A 16,014-nucleotide genomic window follows, 5' to 3' on the forward strand; every position below is an offset into this window, starting at 1 on the left:
GGGCACCTTCAATCATTTGTTCGTCATTCCTGCGGATTGAGCTTGGCTTCCATCTGGAACAGCGCGTTCATACGTTCGTCATCAACACCATGAAAGGACACGGACATGAGCAAGCTCGAACAACTCCTGACCCAGATCGCGCAAAACAAGCTAGGCATCGAAACCCTGGAAACCCGCCGCTCGGACAGCCTCGATTTCCACGATGTAGCGGTCTGGTGCCTACGCGATGCGCTTGAAGCCGCCTTCAACGCGGGTCTTGAGCAGGGGCGCAATGCCAACCCGTCAGACAAGGCCAACACCTGATTGCGAAGCGAAGAAGCCAAGCAGAAAGCGCTTGGCTTCACTTGAGAACAGCGCGTTCATCACATCACCGTCCACCACATCGAAGGAGCAAAACATGACCACCACCCAGCTGACCCCTGCCCAGCACGCGATCCTGGCCCACGCGGTTGAACACACCAGCGGCAAGATCGACTGGTTCCCCGACAACATCAAAGGCGGCGCACGCAAGAAGGTGCTCGACGGACTTTTCAACCGCGCACTGATCACCACCGACAGCACCGACTGGTTTGTCGCTGCGGAGGGCTATGACGCCCTGGGCATTCCGCGTCCCGACGTGAATAGAAAGGACAGCGGTCAGTTCGAAGCCAATCTCGACCAGATCATTGCCAACGCTGAAGGCGCGCCTGCGGCCGCGAGCGATCCCGAACTGGAAGCCGCCGTAACCGCCGCCGAAGCCACGTGGGTCAAGCCACGCACACGCGAGAACAGCAAGCAAGCCGAAGTGATCCGGATGCTGCAACGCCCTGAGGGCGCAACCATCGGCCAGATCTGCACCGCCACCGGTTGGCAGGCGCACACGGTGCGCGGCACCTTCGCCGGAGCCTTCAAGAAAAAGCTCGGCCTGACCATCGTCTCGGACAAGCCGCAGGGTGGCGAGCGGATCTACCGCATCGCCTGAAAGCGAGCACAGCGAGTTTCGGCGATGCCAAAAAGATGGCGAGAGGAGCCATGAATAGCTTGGCTTCTCTCCCCACCAGCGCGTTCATACAGGTGTCGTGATTGACGACGCCATACCAGGAAAACCGCCATGAGCACCATGACCATCACCATCGAACGCACCCCACGCACCCTGCAGTTCGCAGGCCAAAGCCTCCAGGTCGAAGAGTTGAGTATCCGCCTGCCGTTTGCACGCAAATCTGCCGACCTCGGCGAACTGGGCGGTCGCGACCAGCACAAGATCTACGTCACTGAGACCAAGGAGCTCACCCCTGCCGAATTCGACGCCTTTGGGCGCAGCCTGCTGGTGTCACGCGACTGGCTGCGTGGCAAGGGTGGCGGCACTGGTGACGGCTGCCTCTGCGTCGAGGTCACTGCTCCCGGACGCCCTTACCTCTACGTCAATCCCGAGGGCGGTGATTACGCCCGCTACGTAGCCCGTCTCGGGTGATCGAAATTGATCGAGAAAGAAGCCAGGAACAGCTTGGCTTCTCAATCGAACAGCGCGTTACTACAGGTGTCGCAACGATCAACCCGGAGAAGACACCATGACCACCAACCAGATACCCGCCACCCAAAACGAAGCCTGGGGTTTTTGGGGCACGATGAACGAACAGGCCGCAGCAGCCTGGCCCTTGGCGATGATCGCCATCTCGGACGCCACCGGCCAGCCACTCGAATCTGTGCGGACCTTCCTCGACAGCCGCCACGGACGCCACTTTGCCGACGACGTCCAGAACGGTTTGCACCAAGGCCAATCCTTGCAGGATGCGATCAACGCCGCCACCCAACGTTGGATGGGCTGGACGATTGGCCGCCAGACCAGCAAGCAGTACGGCATCCCGCGCGGCCTGCCTTACCTGACAGGCTTTGTGATCCACAGCGAAATCTGCGAAGAGATGGCTGCCTAATGACAACGCCCGCCACCGAACGGGAGCAGGCGCTGCGTTGGCTGATTGCCAACCGGCGTCCAGACGTCTCCATCGAGCAGGCTGTGCGCGTCATGTGCATGGCACTGCCGCGCGATCTCACTACCCTGCAAATCCTGCGGCGCATCGCCGAGGAAGAAGAGGCCAAGCAGCCTGGCCAGCCATTCAACTGGCGCACACTTCCTGGTCTGCTGCCTCGCGGATGGCCGTCTGGCCGGTGAAGTCCTCCCACCGGCGCACGATCACATCCACGTACTTCGGATCGAGTTCGATCAGTCGCGCGACGCGACCTGATTTTTCGGCCGCAATCAACGTTGTGCCAGAACCACCGAACGGATCGAGCACCACGTTACCCGGGCGGCTCGAATTGCGGATGGCTCGCTCAACCAGCTCCACCGGCTTCATCGTCGGATGCAGATCGTTCTTCTGCGGCTTCTTGATAGCCCACACATCGCCCTGATCGCGGTCACCACACCAGTGGCGTTGCGCACCCTCGGGCCATCCGTACAAGATCGGTTCGTACTGGCGCTGGTAATCGGCACGGCCCAGCGTGAAGGTGTTCTTGGCCCAGATGATGAACGTCGACCACTTACCACCGGCGGCGCGAAAGGCGGCCTGCAGCACATCCAGCTCGCTGGATGACATCGCCACATAGATGCCGCCCCGGCAGTTCGCCACGGTGGGCGTCAATGCTGCCAACAGGAAGTCGTAGAAGCCATCGCCCAAGTTGTCGTTGAGGATCGCGCGATCCTTGCCGCGCATCTTGTCCTTGGCGCTGTTGGCGTAGTTCACGTTGTACGGCGGGTCGGTGAAGACCATGTCTGCCACGTCGCCTTGCATCAGCCGGGCATAGCTCTCTGCCACAGTCGAGTCGCCGCACAGCAGGCGGTGCTGGCCCATGATCCAGACATCGCCCGGGCGCGATATTGGAATTTCGCCAACCTCCGGTACCGCATCCTCATCGGTCTGTCCCTTATTGTCCGGCTCGTCGCCCGCGATCAGTTCGGCCAGCGCGTCGGCGTCGAAGCCGGTGATGTCCAGATCGAAACCTTCGAGTTGCAAGGCTTCCAGTTCGATCCGGAGCATCGCATCGTCCCAGCCCGCGTTCTCCGCGATGCGGTTGTCTGCGATGACCAAGGCGCGGCGCTGGGTCGGGCTCAGGTGATCCAGTACGACCACGGGCACGATCTCAAGCCCAAGCTTCTGCGCAGCGGCCAAGCGTCCATGCCCAGCGACGATGATGCCGTCACTGCCTGCAAGGATCGGATTGGTGAAGCCAAACTCGGCAATCGATGCGGCGATCTGCGCCACCTGATCATCCGAGTGCGTCCGCGCATTGCGGGCATAGGGCAGCAGTTTGGCTGTCGGCCACTGCTCGATCTTGTCGGCCAGCCAGTTCATGCCGCCACCTCCATTTCGCGTTCAGTGGCGATCTCCTCGAAAGATTGGCCGGTGGCGATGAGCGTGACCGGCACGCCGGGGTGGTTTTGCTGAAAGCGCTTGATGGCCACGTCCACGTACTCCGGCGCAATCTCGACGCTGCGACAAATGCGGCCAGTGCGCTGCGCGGCCAGCATCGTCGTGCCACTGCCGCCGAACGGCTCGAACACGATGTCTCCGGCGTCGGTGTAGGACTCGATGGCGAACTCCGGCAACGCCACCGGGAAGACGGCGGGGTGATCAATGTCCTGACCGATCTTGCCCTTGTGGCGCATCACGCGAATCACCGAGTCGGGGATTCGGGTGTCCTGCGTCGGCTGACCCTTGTGCGTCCAGTCGCCGACCTCGCCATCCTTACCGCGCATCGCCGTGGACGACCCGTCAGCGCGCAGGTGCGATTCCTGGCCTGCGTGCTTGCAAGGAACAATCTTGTTGGGTTTGCGGGTGCTGCGATTGAAGTGGAAAACAAACTCGAAGCTGGGAGCCAATCGGCCCTGCCAGTCGCCGGGCATGCCTGGCCCCTGATCCCAGACGTACCACGCGAAGCGCCGCCACCCTAGCTGACGCATCCAGGACAGCCAGCCGTCCCAATAGGGGATGACTTCGTTGTCGCGGTGGATCAGCCCAAGATTGACCAGCACCTGTCCGTCGTCCGCCATCGGCAGATGTGCGAACACACCGCGCATCAGGACATCCCAATCGGCAATGCCGCCGGAGGTGTAGTCGCGCTGGTTGCCATACGGCGGCGAGGTGAAGCAAAGCTGCGCGGTGTCACCCTGCATCAGCGTGGCGACCACGGCTGGGTCGGTGGCGTCGCCACAGATCAACCGGTGCGAGCCGATGGCCCAGACATCTCCCTCGCGCGACACCGCCACCACTGGCGTGTCAGGTACGTTATCGGTCGTATCGGGTTCATCGGCGTCTACACCATCCTGCGCCGCAGGTTCTGCTTCGGTGGGCGTGGCATCTGCCAGCAGCGCATCGATCTCGATGTTTTCGAAGCCGGTCAGCGCCAGTTCGAAACCCGCTTCGGAAAGCTCCGCCAGTTCGAGCGCCAACATCTCCTCATCCCAGCCAGCGTCAAGCGCCAGCCGGTTGTCGGCGATGACCAAGGCGCGCTTTTGCGCGGTGGTGAGATGGGCCAGTTCGATCACCGGCACCTGATCCAGCCCCAGCTTGCGTGCAGCAGCCAAACGACCGTGGCCCGCGATGATGCCGTTGTCGCCATCAACCAGGACCGGGTTCGTCCAGCCATATTCGACGATGCTGGCGGCGATCTTGGTGATCTGCGCATCGGAATGTGTGCGCGGATTGCGGGCGTAGGGAATCAGCGCCTCGACCTTGCGGTACTCGACGTTGAGCGTATTCAAAGAGGGTGTCCTGAAAATAGAAAACCCGCCGACGACAACCGTGGGCGGGTTTTGGGGTTGGTGTGAACTGACGGGTGCGAACTGCGAACCGTGCGAACCTTGGTTCGCACCCTGACGCTAAAAAAGCGCCGCGCTGTCGCCCCCCGCATTGGCTTTTGGCCGGGAAGGACCCGTTGATTTCTGGTCTGCTTCCTCTGCCGTCACCTCTGTCCAGACGATAGATGAATACTACGCAAGATCAGGTCGTTTTGTTGCAGGGGTAAAAACCGCTGATTGCCGCGTGATGGCGCACATCCCCGACCATACGCGCCAAATCACGCCAAAACCCTACGCGACCACCACACCATTGAGTTGATCTGCGACCGTCTGCAATGCCCGCTGCCAATGCCGCCATGCCGTCGTGCGGTCGCAGGCAAAGCGGATCGTGATATCCCGCCAGCCATAGCGCTTCGCGCGCATCCATACGAGATGACGTTGCTCGATGGTGAGCCACTGCACCCAGCGCATAACCTCCAGCATTCGTTCAATTGCCTCTGGACTCGGCGGAAAGGATCGGTACACCCTCTCGTCCGCTGCAAAGGTCTCCCATTCGCTTCGGACAATGGCGGGCCAGCAGTTGAAGTAACCCTGCACTCGAACAGGAGGCAACCGTCGACTGGTGCTTGCGGCCTCTTCAAACCGAGCAGCAACGTCCTCGATAGTCCACTTAGTCATTGCGTCGCCCTCCGTAGAGCCGGTCACCGATGCGTCGCACGATCTCGCGCTCGATGAAGTCCAGACGTTCGTCGGATGCGTTGACCACCAGGATGTGTTGGTCACGCCAGCCACGTTCCTTGATCGCATCCAGATCCGTGGCCTGAGGTTGCAGACGACCGAGGGGGCAGCGGTATTGGGGTGTCGGCACCTTCATGTCACACCTCCTGCGTCTCGACAGCCCAGTGCAGCAAGGCCAGGGCGTCGGCTTCGTTGTCGTCGACTGGGGTGTGACCACGCAGGCGGACGGACGCGATCATGTCGTCCTTGCCCGCGTTGCCCTTGCCGGTCGTGTGCTTCTTGATCGTGCCGACCGGAACACCCTGGTAAGGGATGTTGTGATGCTCACACCACGCGGTCAGGTGTCCCATGAAGCCACCGTAGGCGTGCGCCGCATCAACGCCAGCGTGCCGTCGAACCTCCTCGAAGAACACCGCGTTGATGTGGTTGCTGGCCGAGAGCAATTCGTTGAGCCAGCGTTTGAAACGAAGGAAACGCATGCCGCCCCCTTCAAATCGCTGCGGCTTGAAGTGCTCCGTGCCGCTGGTGATAGTGCCGTCCAGGTGCAGCAAAGCCCACCCGGTGTGTGTGCCCAGATCAAGGGCCAAGATTGTCGTGTTCATCGTCGTGCTCCAGTTCGGGGGCGAGTGACGGATGCGACGGGTTCATTGGAAAACAGCCTTTACGTGCGCGCACGCGTAGAGCGTCAATCAGGAAACCCGTCAAATCCGTCACTCGCCCGGATTGCTCAGTCATCTCGGTAGGGGTAGCCATGGCTATACGGCTTGGGCCTGAGGGCTATGCCCGTGATCCCACGTGCGCCCCCCGTCAGCCGACACTTCTCGAACTTGCGGGCCGCCATCAGTTCGGAGAAGCGCTTGACCGAGCCCACGTACTCACCCGCGCGCTCAGCCCATTCACGCCAGTCGGCGAACAATTCGGAAACACCTTCACGGTGGGTCTTGGCCAGCAGGCAACGCTCTTCGATCCACTGCCCGAGCGCGTCCTCGGCCTCGAAATACTCCTCAGTCGCCGACACCACACTGGCGGGTGGCTTCAGTCCTTGGCGTTGCCAAAGGCTGCAGCCCTCGACCGCCCACGCCAGAATGCCGTCCCGTTCCTTGAGCAGCTTTTCCGTCAGCCTGCCGTCACGCCGCTCGGGCGGGATCGTCACCGTGAACGGGATCAGGTGCAGCCGTCGCTTCATCGCCTCATCCACGTTGCGGATCGATGGCTTGTGGTTGCCTGCGATCACCAACTTGAACTGCGGCACGTACTCGAAGAAGTCCTGGCGCATGAAGCGTGCGGAAACCTTGTCGCCACCGGTGATGGCCTTGACCTTGGATTCGTTCCAGCGCCGACCCTGTTCGGTTTCGATGGAGGACACAAAGCGGGCACCGCGCAGGCCCGCCAAGTCGGTCGGATGCCGGTCGGTGCGCGCCTCCATGAACGTGTCCATCGGCGCGTTGGCCGCGTAGTCGCCCAAGATGGTGGTCAGGACGTTGACGAACACCGACTTGCCGTTCGCGCCGGTCCCGTACAGGAAGAACAGCGCGTGCTCGCTGGTCACGCCCGTCAGGCAGTAGCCAACCATCAGTTGCAGGTAGGCAATTAGTTCAGCGTCACCGCCTGTGACGTCGGCCAGGAATGCGCGCCACGTCGGACTGTCGCCCTGCGGTGTGGCCGTGGTCACCTTGGTCATCCGATCATCGCGCCGGTGCGGTCGCATGCGGCCCGTGCGCAGATCAACCACACCGCCTGGTGTGTTGAGTGCCCAGACGTCGGCATCCCACTCCTCGGCGGTGGACGCGTGCTTGGGATCGGAGCGTGCGATTTTCTCGACGGACGAGATCGTGGCGGAGCTGGCCAGCTTGCCTTTGAGCCGAGGGCTGTCCGCCTTGAGTGACGCCATCCGGCAGATACCGCGTGCCAGATGAGACACGTAGAGCACCTGATCCGGATTCCAGCGCACGCCGGTCCAGACCAGCCATTTGCCCCAAAGCGCGCAGTAGCGCCAGTCCTCGCCATAGCGGCGTGTGAAGGCCGAGGACAAGCCGTCCTCCGTAGCCCAGTCGACACCAGTCAGCAGATCCGGTGGTGGCGTCTCCTCGACCGACCGCATCACCGGCATCCGCTCGCCGACGGCGAGGAAGCCCCTCACATCGAAGCCGTCCGGAATGGCGTCAGCCGCATCCCATCCTTCCGGCTTGTCATCGGGTGGCACCAGAATGGCGACCGTGGTCGCACCCGCGTTCAGGATTGCTTGCGATGCACGGTCAGCGTAATCCCAGCCTGGCGCGTCCCGGTCAGGCCAGATCAGAACGGATTTGCCCGCCAGCGGCGACCAGTCGGTCTTATCGACGGGAGCGTTTGCGCCATGCATGGCCGTGGTTGCCACCACGCCGATGGCGATCAGGGCCTGCGCACACTTCTCGCCCTCGACCAGCACAACGTGACCAGCGGCAGCCAGCCCCGGCTGGTTGTACAGCGGGCGCGGATCGGGCGGAGTCATCTTGCGCCGCTTGGCATCCCACGGCCGGAACTCCTTCTTGCGCCCGGGTGGGTCGTAGCGGTACACGACCGCAATCAGTTTGCCGGTGGCATCGAAGTAGTCCCACTTGGCCGTGGCCGGGCCGAGATCATCAACCGGAGCTTCCTTCTTGGCGCGGCGTACCGGCACTGATCGCGAACGACCGAGCAGATCAGCTGCCTCGTCGAGCACCCGGGGAAAGTCGGTGTGGACGTTGGCCCCGAGGTAGGCGGCGATCAAGGCAAAGATGTCACCGCCATCGCCCGTGGCACGATCCGTCCAGAGACCGGCCTTGTCGCCTTCGAGTACCACCTCAAGACTGTCGCCCGGGCTGCCCAGGATGTCCCCGATCAGAAACTTGCCACGACGCTTCTTTCCTGCCGGAAACATCGTGGTCAGGACTGATTCCATGCGTGCGATCAGTTCAGTGCGAATCTCGTCCCGCTCGCTGTCATTGACGTTGCGCCGGCCCGTTTCTCCCGGTGGTGATGTGTCATTGAAATCAAGCATCGGCACGACCCTCTTGTGACGTCTGCTGCGCAGCGATCCAGGCTTCCAGCTCGTTGGGTTTGAAGCGAACCAGTTTGCCGACGCGGTAATGCGGAATGCGACGCTCCTGTCGCTCCTTGGCTTGGGAGAGCCAATACGACGGCAGGTTGAACATCAGTGCAGCCTGGCGCACGTCGATCAGCTGCTCGCCCAGTACGTGATTCAAATTCGAGGTATTCATGTTTGTGTCCTCCAGCAGCGGTCTTGCCAGGCGCACATCCGGCATTCGAAATGGGTCGGGTCATTGAAGGCGCGGGGAAGGAGGTCGCCCGCCTCGGTGGCCGTAATGACCTTGACCGCCCGATCCGACATGCGTTGGGCCAGTGCTGCGTCAAAGGGCACGAGCTCGGTGTAGATCTCCATCGTGTCGGCGTTGAGTGCCGTGAAGATCGCCGGGTGCTCGTGCAGTTCGAGATAGGCTTGGTAGATCGCCACTTGTGCGGCGTAGACGGGCTTGGATAGAGTCAGGCCCTTCTTGTCCAGATCGCTCCAGGACTTGTTGCCGAGACACTTACATTCCCAGAGCGCGGGATAGGCGAAGCCATCGGGGCCGCCGACGATGACGCCGTCGATGTGGCCCTGCAGGCGGCCATCGGCCACCGAGAAACCGAACTGCTCGCCGTCGGCCTTGCGGGTGCGCAGGTCAAAGCCCGCGTCCCGGAGCCACGCGACCATGCAGTCCTCCATGACGTGACCACGCTCGAAGATGCGCAGCATCCGGCCCGGGGTGTCGCGCCCGTGGTCGATGGGTGCCTTGGCGTACTCGAACTGCAGCGCGCGTTCGCAGGCCACACCCAGACGCGAGGCTCCGAGGTACTGGCGCTCGGACTGGCGAGCGCGGGCCTGCTGCAGGCCCGTGTCCACCAGGGTGGTAACCTGACCCGAGATGCTCGATGAGGAGTTGAAGTCGATCATGGCTTCTTCCCCTTCGGCTCTTCCCAGGGCAGGTCGTCCTCCAGATCCGCGAACGGGTTGGCCAGAGGGTCGGGCGCAGGCGTCATGCCGCGTACCGGTGGGTACTTGCTCGCCTCGTGGTGCGTGACCATTGCCTCGGTGTAGCAAGTGACGATGGCGTCGATCACTTGCAGCGCCTCGGCTTCGGAGTAGTCGCCCAGCGGCTTGGTGAAGCCAATCTCGCCCGCAGCCTCGCCGAAGGCCTTGAGGCACTTCTTCATCGCGGCCAGTTCGACATCAGATGGATCGATCATGGCGACCTCCGTACTGTCGACGCGACCTTCCTTGACCCGCAGCCAGTTGCCGTACAGCGCATGAAACGCGTTTTGGCAGCGTTGTGAGCAGAACACCCAGTCGATGGGGTAGCGCCGGGGATGGCCGACACCGTGACGGTTGTCGGTGTGGCCGAATCCCCGGGCCTGTCGTTTGCAGACCCAGCATTTCATCGGCCTCCCTCACTGTGCCCACGACGGCTTGCCGGTCACCGGTGCGCGTTGTGGAGCCGGTGCCTGATACGCAGGCGCAGCCGCCTGCGCCGGAGCGCCGGAATGTCCACTGCCCGGAGCCTTGGGCGGCACGCCCATCAGTTTTGCGTAGTCGGGGTGATCAGGCTCGACCGCGATCTTTACCACGTTCCGGTCTTGGCCCTTGCCATCCTTCTCAATGTCCACGCGCGCCAGAAACTCCAGGCCATCCAGTTCATGAAAGCCCTGGATGCGGCGCGCGGCGGCGGCCTGCGGGCTGTTGTCCTGGGGGTGGACGTTGCGTGCGCTGTTGAGCGCGGCGCGGATGAAACTGCGCCCCATCTGGCCCCAGGTCGGCCCCTTCTTGGAGTGCAGGCCGATGTTGCTCCACATCTTGCGCTTTGCATGGTCGCCAGCCGTGACCACGAATTCAGCGGCGAGATAGATGGAGCCGGTTTCGAAGGACTCGGTGGCGTAGCCGCCGCCCCAGCCTTGTCCCGGATCGTCATAGCCACCGGGCTTGATGGTCATGCGCACTGGCACGACAGCGCCCTTGGGGATCAGGTCAAAGCCCGACTGTTGGGGATCGGCATCTTGGAAATCAAAATAGCTGGACGACATGGCGATTACTCCTTGGATTCGGTGGTGTTTTCAGTAGTGGGGGTGCCGGTGCTAACGGGCATAGGCAATGGCGACTGGCCTGCGCACTTGGCGATCAGTGCGCCGAGATGCGGCGGCTCCAGCAGGTCGAGGCGGCCGCTGCGGTCTTTGGCTGGAAAGCCGTAGGAATTGACGGTGTGGGTGACGAAGGCGCGGTAGGCACTGCCGTCGTCGGCCTTGATCTCGGCCAGCGTCACGACCTCATCGACGATGCCGGGCAACTCCAGACTGGTCTTGCTGCCTTCGATCTGCGGCACGAACACCTTGCGGTTGTAGTCATCGAGACGTTCGTCGAGGATGGCGACGAACACCACGTTCTTGCCGCGTGCGTGCTGCAGATGTGTCAGTGCGCCGATCATTTCCTGGCCAAGCAGGCCATATGCGGCGCGCAGATCGGGTTTGCCGGAACGGTCGCTAGTGGCTCCGGGTTGCGTCTTGCACCACGCGAAGCACTGCCGGGACAACTGCGTGATCGAGTCGAGGAAGAAGGTCTGGTAGCGGTCGAGCTGCGTCGGGTTGCCAAATTTCTCGATGACATGGTCGTAATGCGCCTGCGAAAACGCGCTCTCTGGCGGCAGTGACTTGTCCGGGCCCGCGAGGAACACGAAAAAGTCGCGGCTTTCCGGCCACGAGGCCGGGCGGATGGTGTCGCCCGGCCAGTCGGCCACGGCGAGATCGCCCGCCTCGATGTCGAGGAACAAGGTGGTGGCAGGGTCGAGGTCTTTGAGCCGGGTGGTCTTGCCGATGCCGGATTTGCCCAGCATCAGCAACTTCACACCCTTGCGCTCTGCCAAGCGCTGCTGCGCGGAAATGATCGGGAGGGACATCACGCCACCTCCTTCAGTTGTTCCGCGACCGCGGGATTCCAGAGGATCTGGTAGCCGCTGTGGCCGTTGCGCGAGTACGGCATGGCTTCAGCCCATGCTTCACCGGCCTCGGTCAGCTCCCACTCGTCCCGGTCGTTGCGGAACTGAAGGCCACTGGATGCCAGCAACTGGTTCGTGGCTTTGGCTGAGCGACTCAGCAATTTGCCGAGCTGTGTGGCGTTGAGCGAGCAGATAGGCTCGTTGGCGGCAGGCAAAGCGCGGCGCAGCACTTCCGTGGTCAGGCCGGTGTTTTCCTGAATGCAGGTCAACGTGGCAGCCATTGCAATGCCAGTCTTGACGCCTGGCACCTTGGCGACCGCTTCGCCGATCAGCAGGATGGCAGTGACGCGATCTTGGGTCTGCGCGGGCAAGGCGGCCATCGAGGTGGCGGCGGAATACGCGCCTGTCTTGCGGATTGCAGGCAGCACTTCACCGGTGATCCAGCGCTTGAAACGTTTGGCGGCATCCTTGGTGCTGCCGAGGATCAGGGCGTAAAGGCCTGACTCGTTGACGTGGTTGGCACGCTGTGTGCGCCCGAGGCTGTCGATGACCTCCAATTTCTGGAGATCATCGGCATCGACATGGGACTTGATCGCCTGAGACGGATTGCCCATCTCCAGGGCGTCGCAGACATCGGTGGCGTTGAACCACGGCTGCCCGAGTTCATCGACCTGGACGCGCACGGCGTGCGCTTCGAAATGGAAGGGAATGATCGCGCTCATGATCAGCCCTCCCACGACACGTCGGCGATACGGTCGACTCCACGCGCGGCACGTTTGCGCACCTCGGTGTGGAGTTCTTCCAGCGCGGTGCGGCGGCGGCCGAGCGCCAGCGATTCCGCGTTGGCTGTCTGGATGGCAAAAGCCAGCTCATCCACAGTGGCGACATCAAGCGGGACTACGACGTCCTGACCGTCCGCGCGGCGATACCGGATTTCGTCAGGGAGGTGTTCGCCGTAGATGGACGGCAGCTGTTGACGCAGCGAGGCGATGAGATTGGTGCTCATGGTCATTACTCCGAATCGATGGAAAGGGTGAAAGACGGCTTGCCGGAATCCACGGTGCGAGCGGCGGCGAACTGCTGTTGCAAAGCAGGCGGCCAGTTCGTGAAGCGGGATTCGGAGACGGACAACTTGATGTCGAGGTAACCCTCGACCTTCTCGCCTGAGGCGACGATGCGTTCAGCGATCTCAGCCAGTTGCTTCTGATCCCAGCTGACCTTCTTGGGCAGCTCGAACTTCAGGTGCAGCGGGCCATCGCTGATGTGTGCGGTGCCGAAGTCACGGCCGGATTCGCGCAGCGCGGTCCGTGCCTGCTCGCCGTAGCACTGATCCAGTGCCGCATCGAACTTGGTGCGCGCCTTCTTCAGCCAGTCGATGGCTGCATCGAGGTTCTTGTCGATCTCGTGTTTCTGCGCGGGCGGCAATGCGGCCAGTTGGCTGACCGACATCTCGGCGATGTCGGCAGGAAAGATGGTGATGTCATTCATCGCATCTCTCCTCAAACCGCCGCGCGTTCGGATGTCGAGTCGTGCAGCGCTTCGCGCTCAAACTCGAGGATCGCGTCGACCGGGTAGCCGACACGCTTGGACAGCTTCAGGTAGCGTGGACCGCGACCCTCACTGCGCCAGCGCTGCAAAGTCTTGGGGCTAACGCCCCAGCGTTGCGCGAGCTCGTTTTCGTTGAGCACGCGGCGATCACCGGGTGACATGGTGTTGATCGCCTGCTGTGGCGACCGGGGGATACCGCTGGTTGGTGTCTGCATGGAATGCTCCTGTGACGTTGTTGAGTAACAGGTGTCATTCCAAACTTCGGGTGGCGAACCTTTAAGGGACGCAATGGCGAACCACGACGGAACTCCAGGTTCGCCAATGGCCCAGTGCAGAAAAGCAAACGGCGAGCACATGGCTCGCCGTCATTGGGTGTGTCTGGAGGCAGATCAGACGTCGGAAAAGCCGAGCAATCGACGCTGCGCAGCCCAATCGCGCGGTAGTTGCTCTTGGCGGCCACGCAAGGTGTGCAGATTCAAGTGGCGTGGCTGACGTCCTTCGAATATCGCCTCCACGATATCGGGGGCCAGCATGGTCATGCGCAAGACCTCGGCAGCCCAGCCCGGCTCCACTTTCATGGCGTGCGCCAAGTCCGTTGTCGTGGAGTAGGTGCCATCGTCGATCAAGCGCTTCCAATAGAAGGCCTTGCCCAGCGTTTTGATCATCGGCACATCGAAGCCACCGATTCGGTCCGCGATCTCGGGGGCTGGCGGTATCAGCAGCTTCCGATTCTGGCGGCGCTTGATCGTCAGGGGCACCAAGGTGACCCGCTGCCCCTCGCTGACATAACTGCGCGCCTCGGATCCGACCTCGATGCGGACGGCGCGCTGGCGCTGGTGAGTTGTGGCATTCATGCCAAAACCTCCTCGACACGCTCTTGGGACTCTTCGATCAAGGGATGCGTGCTGATGTCCGCACCGAATCCGATCCAACCGTCCTCTCGCCAAACGATATCCAGGCCGTGCCCGTGTAGTTGCACGCGTTCGATCAACAGCCGTGTGATCCGTTGCTGCTCGGCAGGGAACAGTTGCGACCACACGTCACCGATGCGCTGCATGGCGACCACCACCTGTGCCTCGTCCAGCGTCGCCCCCGCCGGATGCTGCTGGCAGGATCTCCACACTGCGATCAGCATTTGCGGCGATGAGAGCGCAGCATGGATTTGCGCCAATACGGCATCTTCGATCTCGGCGGCTGGCAGGTGGCCCACGTCCGGCGTATGCGGAGCCAGGCTGGCACCGGCGTTGCGCCGCTTGTGCAGGTAAGGCACGTAGTAGCGGTACTGCCGACCATTTTTCTTCTTGACGAAGGAGTGCAACATGCGTTGGCCATCTGGTGCAAACAGAAGTCCCGCCAGCAGTGCCGGATGCTTGGCTCGGTGTTCGCGCGGTGCCTGCTTTCGCCGCTCAATGAAGGCATGTGCCGCGTCCCACAATTCTTGAGAAATGATGGGGTCGTGCTGGCCCGAGTACCACGTCTCGTGATTGCAGATTTCACCGAGGTAAATGCGGTTACGCAGCAAGGTAAAGAGGTACTGCTGATCGATGCTGCGCCCCAATCGCTCCCGGCCGGACTGGGTGACCCATGCCTTGGTGGTATGCCCTTCGATATCCAGTTCGCGGACGAGTCGCGCAGCCGAGCCATGCTCGGCGTAGCGGCGGAAGATGTCACGTACCAGCGCAGCTTCACGGTCGTTGATGACGAGCTTGCGTTCGACCACGTCGTATCCGAGGGGCGGGACTCCGCCCATCCACATGCCTTTGGCCTTGCTGGCGGCGATCTTGTCGCGGATGCGTTCGCCGGTGACTTCGCGTTCGAACTGCGCGAATGACAAAAGGATGTTGAGCGTCAATCGCCCCATCGATGTGGTGGTGTTGAACTGCTGCGTGACCGCGACAAAGGAGACGCCGTTGCGGTCGAAAACCTCGACCAGCTTTGCGAAGTCCGGCAGGCTGCGCGTGAGGCGGTCGATTTTGTAGACGACCACGGTATCGATCTTCCCCGCCTCGATGTCGATCATCAGTCGGCGCAACCCGGGCCGTTCCATGTTTCCGCCAGAGTAGCCGCCGTCGTCGTATCCGTCGTCGACGGCAATCCAGCCTTCATGTCGTTGGCTTGCAATGAAGGCCAAGCCCGCATCACGCTGTGCCTCGAGGCTGTTGTATTCCTGGTCGAGGCCTTCGTCAGTGGACTTGCGTGTGTAGACGGCGCAGCGCTTCTTTGGCGTGACTGCGGGAATCTGGTTTCGACGCACTAAGCTCATGCTGCCCCCTTCTTCGAAGCAGGTGCCTTCAAACCAAAGAACACCGGGCCTGACCAATGGCTGCCTGTGATGCGTTTGGCTACAGCGGACAGGCTCTTGAAGCGTTGCCCCTGGTACTCGAAATCATTCGATCCGCGCACCAGCACACGATGTTCAATGTCGTCGTAGATGCGTGTCAGGACGGTACCGGGCAGTAGGCGTTGGCTATCGCCGCGCAGTTGCTTGGGCAAGATGCCGGTTTCGCCAACCTCCTCGAGCTTCTTGCGCAGTGACGGTTTCAAACCGCCAAACGCACGCTCTTGCATCCGGTAGGCCAGGCGACTTTCCAACCAGACCCGATGGTGGTGATTCGGCCGTTCATCGAAATGGTCGTCCCAGAGAGCCCAAAGATCATCCATCGAAAGATGGGGAATAGCCGCGACGCGGGCGGCGACTGAGGCGGGCGTTGGTGAGGTTGCGTGTGCTGTCATGGGCGAACTCCGTTGTTGTGATCGGGGTTCGCATTCACGCGCTGTTGGCCGGGGAAGCCAAGGCAAACCTGCTCGCTGTTTTTGGGGATATCGCGCGATTGGCGGGCACGAAGGCGCAGCAGCGCGGCAGCTAACAGATCAGCGATTTCTTGATGCCCGTGCCGTGGCCGGTCAGGTGATGTGCAAATGGAGATAGGTTCGATTTCTGTCATGGCAAGC

24 protein-coding genes are annotated in these 16,014 nt (G+C 62.0%); 5 read left to right on the forward strand and 19 right to left on the reverse strand.

The features are described 5' to 3' along the window. The first annotated feature begins 105 nt into the window (after window positions 1-105). From KIT53_RS15775 to KIT53_RS15795, 5 genes are all read left to right on the forward strand, one after another. Window positions 106-303, forward strand: coding sequence for a hypothetical protein (locus tag KIT53_RS15775; protein WP_055451284.1), 198 nt, complete (start codon window positions 106-108; stop codon window positions 301-303). 94 nt (window positions 304-397) lie between these two features. Next, window positions 398-961 carry a DUF3489 domain-containing protein gene (locus tag KIT53_RS15780; RefSeq protein ID WP_263125903.1) on the forward strand — a complete coding sequence of 188 codons (564 nt, stop codon included), beginning with the start codon at window positions 398-400 and terminating at the stop codon, window positions 959-961. A gap of 129 nt (window positions 962-1,090) precedes the next feature. Then, window positions 1,091-1,450: a hypothetical protein gene (locus KIT53_RS15785; protein ID WP_263125904.1), complete on the forward strand. Its 360-nt coding sequence runs from the start codon at window positions 1,091-1,093 to the stop codon at window positions 1,448-1,450. 97 nt (window positions 1,451-1,547) lie between these two features. Next, complete coding sequence (locus KIT53_RS15790) at window positions 1,548-1,910, forward strand: hypothetical protein (RefSeq protein ID WP_263125905.1); 363 nt, start codon at window positions 1,548-1,550, stop codon at window positions 1,908-1,910. Continuing rightward, window positions 1,910-2,149, forward strand: a complete 240-nt coding sequence (locus KIT53_RS15795; protein ID WP_297754390.1) for a hypothetical protein — start codon at window positions 1,910-1,912, stop codon at window positions 2,147-2,149. Before KIT53_RS15790 ends, KIT53_RS15795 begins: the two co-directional genes overlap by 1 nt. On the opposite strand, the gene KIT53_RS15800 is transcribed toward KIT53_RS15795, so the two are convergent. The 19 genes from KIT53_RS15800 to KIT53_RS15890 all read right to left on the reverse strand — a co-directional run bounded on the left by KIT53_RS15800 (window position 2,094) and on the right by KIT53_RS15890 (window position 16,007). Next, on the reverse strand, window positions 2,094-3,329 hold the full coding sequence (locus KIT53_RS15800; RefSeq protein WP_297754393.1) for a site-specific DNA-methyltransferase: 1,236 nt from the start codon (window positions 3,327-3,329) through the stop codon (window positions 2,094-2,096). The genes KIT53_RS15795 and KIT53_RS15800 overlap by 56 nt on opposite strands. Continuing rightward, window positions 3,326-4,738, reverse strand: a complete 1,413-nt coding sequence (locus KIT53_RS15805; RefSeq protein ID WP_297754397.1) for a site-specific DNA-methyltransferase — start codon at window positions 4,736-4,738, stop codon at window positions 3,326-3,328. The genes KIT53_RS15800 and KIT53_RS15805 overlap by 4 nt, the downstream gene beginning before the upstream one ends. 327 nt (window positions 4,739-5,065) lie before the next feature. Further along, window positions 5,066-5,452, reverse strand: coding sequence for a DUF6362 family protein (locus tag KIT53_RS15810; protein WP_088862016.1), 387 nt, complete (start codon window positions 5,450-5,452; stop codon window positions 5,066-5,068). After that, on the reverse strand, window positions 5,445-5,648 hold the full coding sequence (locus tag KIT53_RS15815; protein ID WP_020200558.1) for a hypothetical protein: 204 nt from the start codon (window positions 5,646-5,648) through the stop codon (window positions 5,445-5,447). Before KIT53_RS15815 ends, KIT53_RS15810 begins: the two co-directional genes overlap by 8 nt. Before the next feature lies 1 nt (window position 5,649). Further along, window positions 5,650-6,114 carry a crossover junction endodeoxyribonuclease RuvC gene (locus KIT53_RS15820; protein ID WP_088861525.1) on the reverse strand — a complete coding sequence of 155 codons (465 nt, stop codon included), beginning with the start codon at window positions 6,112-6,114 and terminating at the stop codon, window positions 5,650-5,652. Between the two features lie 125 nt (window positions 6,115-6,239). Beyond that, a complete protein-coding gene (locus tag KIT53_RS15825) occupies window positions 6,240-8,531 on the reverse strand; it encodes a phage/plasmid primase, P4 family (protein WP_297754409.1) in 2,292 nt (763 codons plus the stop codon). Further along, entirely contained in the window at window positions 8,524-8,751 is a 228-nt protein-coding gene (locus tag KIT53_RS15830) for a helix-turn-helix domain-containing protein (RefSeq protein WP_297754412.1), read from the reverse strand. Before KIT53_RS15830 ends, KIT53_RS15825 begins: the two co-directional genes overlap by 8 nt. After that, a complete protein-coding gene (locus tag KIT53_RS15835) occupies window positions 8,748-9,485 on the reverse strand; it encodes a hypothetical protein (RefSeq protein WP_297754415.1) in 738 nt (245 codons plus the stop codon). Before KIT53_RS15835 ends, KIT53_RS15830 begins: the two co-directional genes overlap by 4 nt. Further along, window positions 9,482-9,970 (reverse strand): DUF6511 domain-containing protein, encoded by a 489-nt coding sequence (locus KIT53_RS15840; protein ID WP_153166720.1) that lies wholly within the window; start codon window positions 9,968-9,970, stop codon window positions 9,482-9,484. Before KIT53_RS15840 ends, KIT53_RS15835 begins: the two co-directional genes overlap by 4 nt. 9 nt (window positions 9,971-9,979) lie before the next feature. Continuing rightward, window positions 9,980-10,609: a hypothetical protein gene (locus KIT53_RS15845; protein WP_263125912.1), complete on the reverse strand. Its 630-nt coding sequence runs from the start codon at window positions 10,607-10,609 to the stop codon at window positions 9,980-9,982. A gap of 5 nt (window positions 10,610-10,614) precedes the next feature. Then, the gene (locus KIT53_RS15850) at window positions 10,615-11,475 is read right to left on the reverse strand and encodes an ATP-binding protein (protein WP_297754420.1); all 861 of its coding nucleotides are present in this window, start codon (window positions 11,473-11,475) and stop codon (window positions 10,615-10,617) included. Beyond that, window positions 11,475-12,236: a Bro-N domain-containing protein gene (locus KIT53_RS15855; protein WP_297754422.1), complete on the reverse strand. Its 762-nt coding sequence runs from the start codon at window positions 12,234-12,236 to the stop codon at window positions 11,475-11,477. Before KIT53_RS15855 ends, KIT53_RS15850 begins: the two co-directional genes overlap by 1 nt. 2 nt (window positions 12,237-12,238) lie before the next feature. Beyond that, window positions 12,239-12,520 (reverse strand): hypothetical protein, encoded by a 282-nt coding sequence (locus tag KIT53_RS15860; RefSeq protein ID WP_198848035.1) that lies wholly within the window; start codon window positions 12,518-12,520, stop codon window positions 12,239-12,241. A 5-nt stretch (window positions 12,521-12,525) separates the two neighbouring features. Continuing rightward, a complete protein-coding gene (locus tag KIT53_RS15865; RefSeq protein WP_020200568.1) occupies window positions 12,526-13,002 on the reverse strand; it encodes a hypothetical protein in 477 nt (158 codons plus the stop codon). 11 nt (window positions 13,003-13,013) lie between these two features. Further along, a complete protein-coding gene (locus KIT53_RS15870) occupies window positions 13,014-13,277 on the reverse strand; it encodes a helix-turn-helix domain-containing protein (RefSeq protein WP_020200569.1) in 264 nt (87 codons plus the stop codon). Between the two features lie 174 nt (window positions 13,278-13,451). Continuing rightward, window positions 13,452-13,916, reverse strand: coding sequence for a hypothetical protein (locus KIT53_RS15875; protein ID WP_297754428.1), 465 nt, complete (start codon window positions 13,914-13,916; stop codon window positions 13,452-13,454). After that, complete coding sequence (locus KIT53_RS15880; RefSeq protein WP_297754430.1) at window positions 13,913-15,325, reverse strand: recombinase family protein; 1,413 nt, start codon at window positions 15,323-15,325, stop codon at window positions 13,913-13,915. The genes KIT53_RS15875 and KIT53_RS15880 overlap by 4 nt, the downstream gene beginning before the upstream one ends. Then, window positions 15,322-15,795 carry a DUF2924 domain-containing protein gene (locus tag KIT53_RS15885; RefSeq protein ID WP_055451266.1) on the reverse strand — a complete coding sequence of 158 codons (474 nt, stop codon included), beginning with the start codon at window positions 15,793-15,795 and terminating at the stop codon, window positions 15,322-15,324. Before KIT53_RS15885 ends, KIT53_RS15880 begins: the two co-directional genes overlap by 4 nt. Next, entirely contained in the window at window positions 15,792-16,007 is a 216-nt protein-coding gene (locus tag KIT53_RS15890) for a hypothetical protein (RefSeq protein WP_297754436.1), read from the reverse strand. The genes KIT53_RS15885 and KIT53_RS15890 overlap by 4 nt, the downstream gene beginning before the upstream one ends. Window positions 16,008-16,014: the final 7 nt, after the last annotated feature.

Source organism: Hydrogenophaga sp. (assembly GCF_026125785.1).
Classification (GTDB): domain Bacteria; phylum Pseudomonadota; class Gammaproteobacteria; order Burkholderiales; family Burkholderiaceae_C; genus Hydrogenophaga.

Bases quoted from the DNA above. Each gene is read 5' to 3' on its own strand.
- KIT53_RS15880 (WP_297754430.1), bottom strand. From the start codon at position 15,325: ATGAGCTTAGTGCGTCGAAACCAGATTCCCGCAGTCACGCCAAAGAAG.
- KIT53_RS15810 (WP_088862016.1), bottom strand. From the start codon at position 5,452: ATGACTAAGTGGACTATCGAGGACGTTGCTGCTCGGTTTGAAGAGGCC.
- KIT53_RS15815 (WP_020200558.1), bottom strand. From the start codon at position 5,648: ATGAAGGTGCCGACACCCCAATACCGCTGCCCCCTCGGTCGTCTGCAA.
- KIT53_RS15865 (WP_020200568.1), bottom strand. From the start codon at position 13,002: ATGAATGACATCACCATCTTTCCTGCCGACATCGCCGAGATGTCGGTC.
- KIT53_RS15885 (WP_055451266.1), bottom strand. From the start codon at position 15,795: ATGACAGCACACGCAACCTCACCAACGCCCGCCTCAGTCGCCGCCCGC.
- KIT53_RS15860 (WP_198848035.1), bottom strand. From the start codon at position 12,520: ATGAGCACCAATCTCATCGCCTCGCTGCGTCAACAGCTGCCGTCCATC.
- KIT53_RS15845 (WP_263125912.1), bottom strand. From the start codon at position 10,609: ATGTCGTCCAGCTATTTTGATTTCCAAGATGCCGATCCCCAACAGTCG.
- KIT53_RS15830 (WP_297754412.1), bottom strand. From the start codon at position 8,751: ATGAATACCTCGAATTTGAATCACGTACTGGGCGAGCAGCTGATCGAC.
- KIT53_RS15835 (WP_297754415.1), bottom strand. From the start codon at position 9,485: ATGATCGACTTCAACTCCTCATCGAGCATCTCGGGTCAGGTTACCACC.
- KIT53_RS15875 (WP_297754428.1), bottom strand. From the start codon at position 13,916: ATGAATGCCACAACTCACCAGCGCCAGCGCGCCGTCCGCATCGAGGTC.
- KIT53_RS15785 (WP_263125904.1), top strand. From the start codon at position 1,091: ATGAGCACCATGACCATCACCATCGAACGCACCCCACGCACCCTGCAG.
- KIT53_RS15780 (WP_263125903.1), top strand. From the start codon at position 398: ATGACCACCACCCAGCTGACCCCTGCCCAGCACGCGATCCTGGCCCAC.
- KIT53_RS15775 (WP_055451284.1), top strand. From the start codon at position 106: ATGAGCAAGCTCGAACAACTCCTGACCCAGATCGCGCAAAACAAGCTA.
- KIT53_RS15795 (WP_297754390.1), top strand. From the start codon at position 1,910: ATGACAACGCCCGCCACCGAACGGGAGCAGGCGCTGCGTTGGCTGATT.
- KIT53_RS15790 (WP_263125905.1), top strand. From the start codon at position 1,548: ATGACCACCAACCAGATACCCGCCACCCAAAACGAAGCCTGGGGTTTT.
- KIT53_RS15825 (WP_297754409.1), bottom strand. From the start codon at position 8,531: ATGCTTGATTTCAATGACACATCACCACCGGGAGAAACGGGCCGGCGC.
- KIT53_RS15890 (WP_297754436.1), bottom strand. From the start codon at position 16,007: ATGACAGAAATCGAACCTATCTCCATTTGCACATCACCTGACCGGCCA.
- KIT53_RS15855 (WP_297754422.1), bottom strand. From the start codon at position 12,236: ATGAGCGCGATCATTCCCTTCCATTTCGAAGCGCACGCCGTGCGCGTC.
- KIT53_RS15800 (WP_297754393.1), bottom strand. From the start codon at position 3,329: ATGAACTGGCTGGCCGACAAGATCGAGCAGTGGCCGACAGCCAAACTG.
- KIT53_RS15840 (WP_153166720.1), bottom strand. From the start codon at position 9,970: ATGAAATGCTGGGTCTGCAAACGACAGGCCCGGGGATTCGGCCACACC.
- KIT53_RS15870 (WP_020200569.1), bottom strand. From the start codon at position 13,277: ATGCAGACACCAACCAGCGGTATCCCCCGGTCGCCACAGCAGGCGATC.
- KIT53_RS15850 (WP_297754420.1), bottom strand. From the start codon at position 11,475: ATGTCCCTCCCGATCATTTCCGCGCAGCAGCGCTTGGCAGAGCGCAAG.
- KIT53_RS15820 (WP_088861525.1), bottom strand. From the start codon at position 6,114: ATGAACACGACAATCTTGGCCCTTGATCTGGGCACACACACCGGGTGG.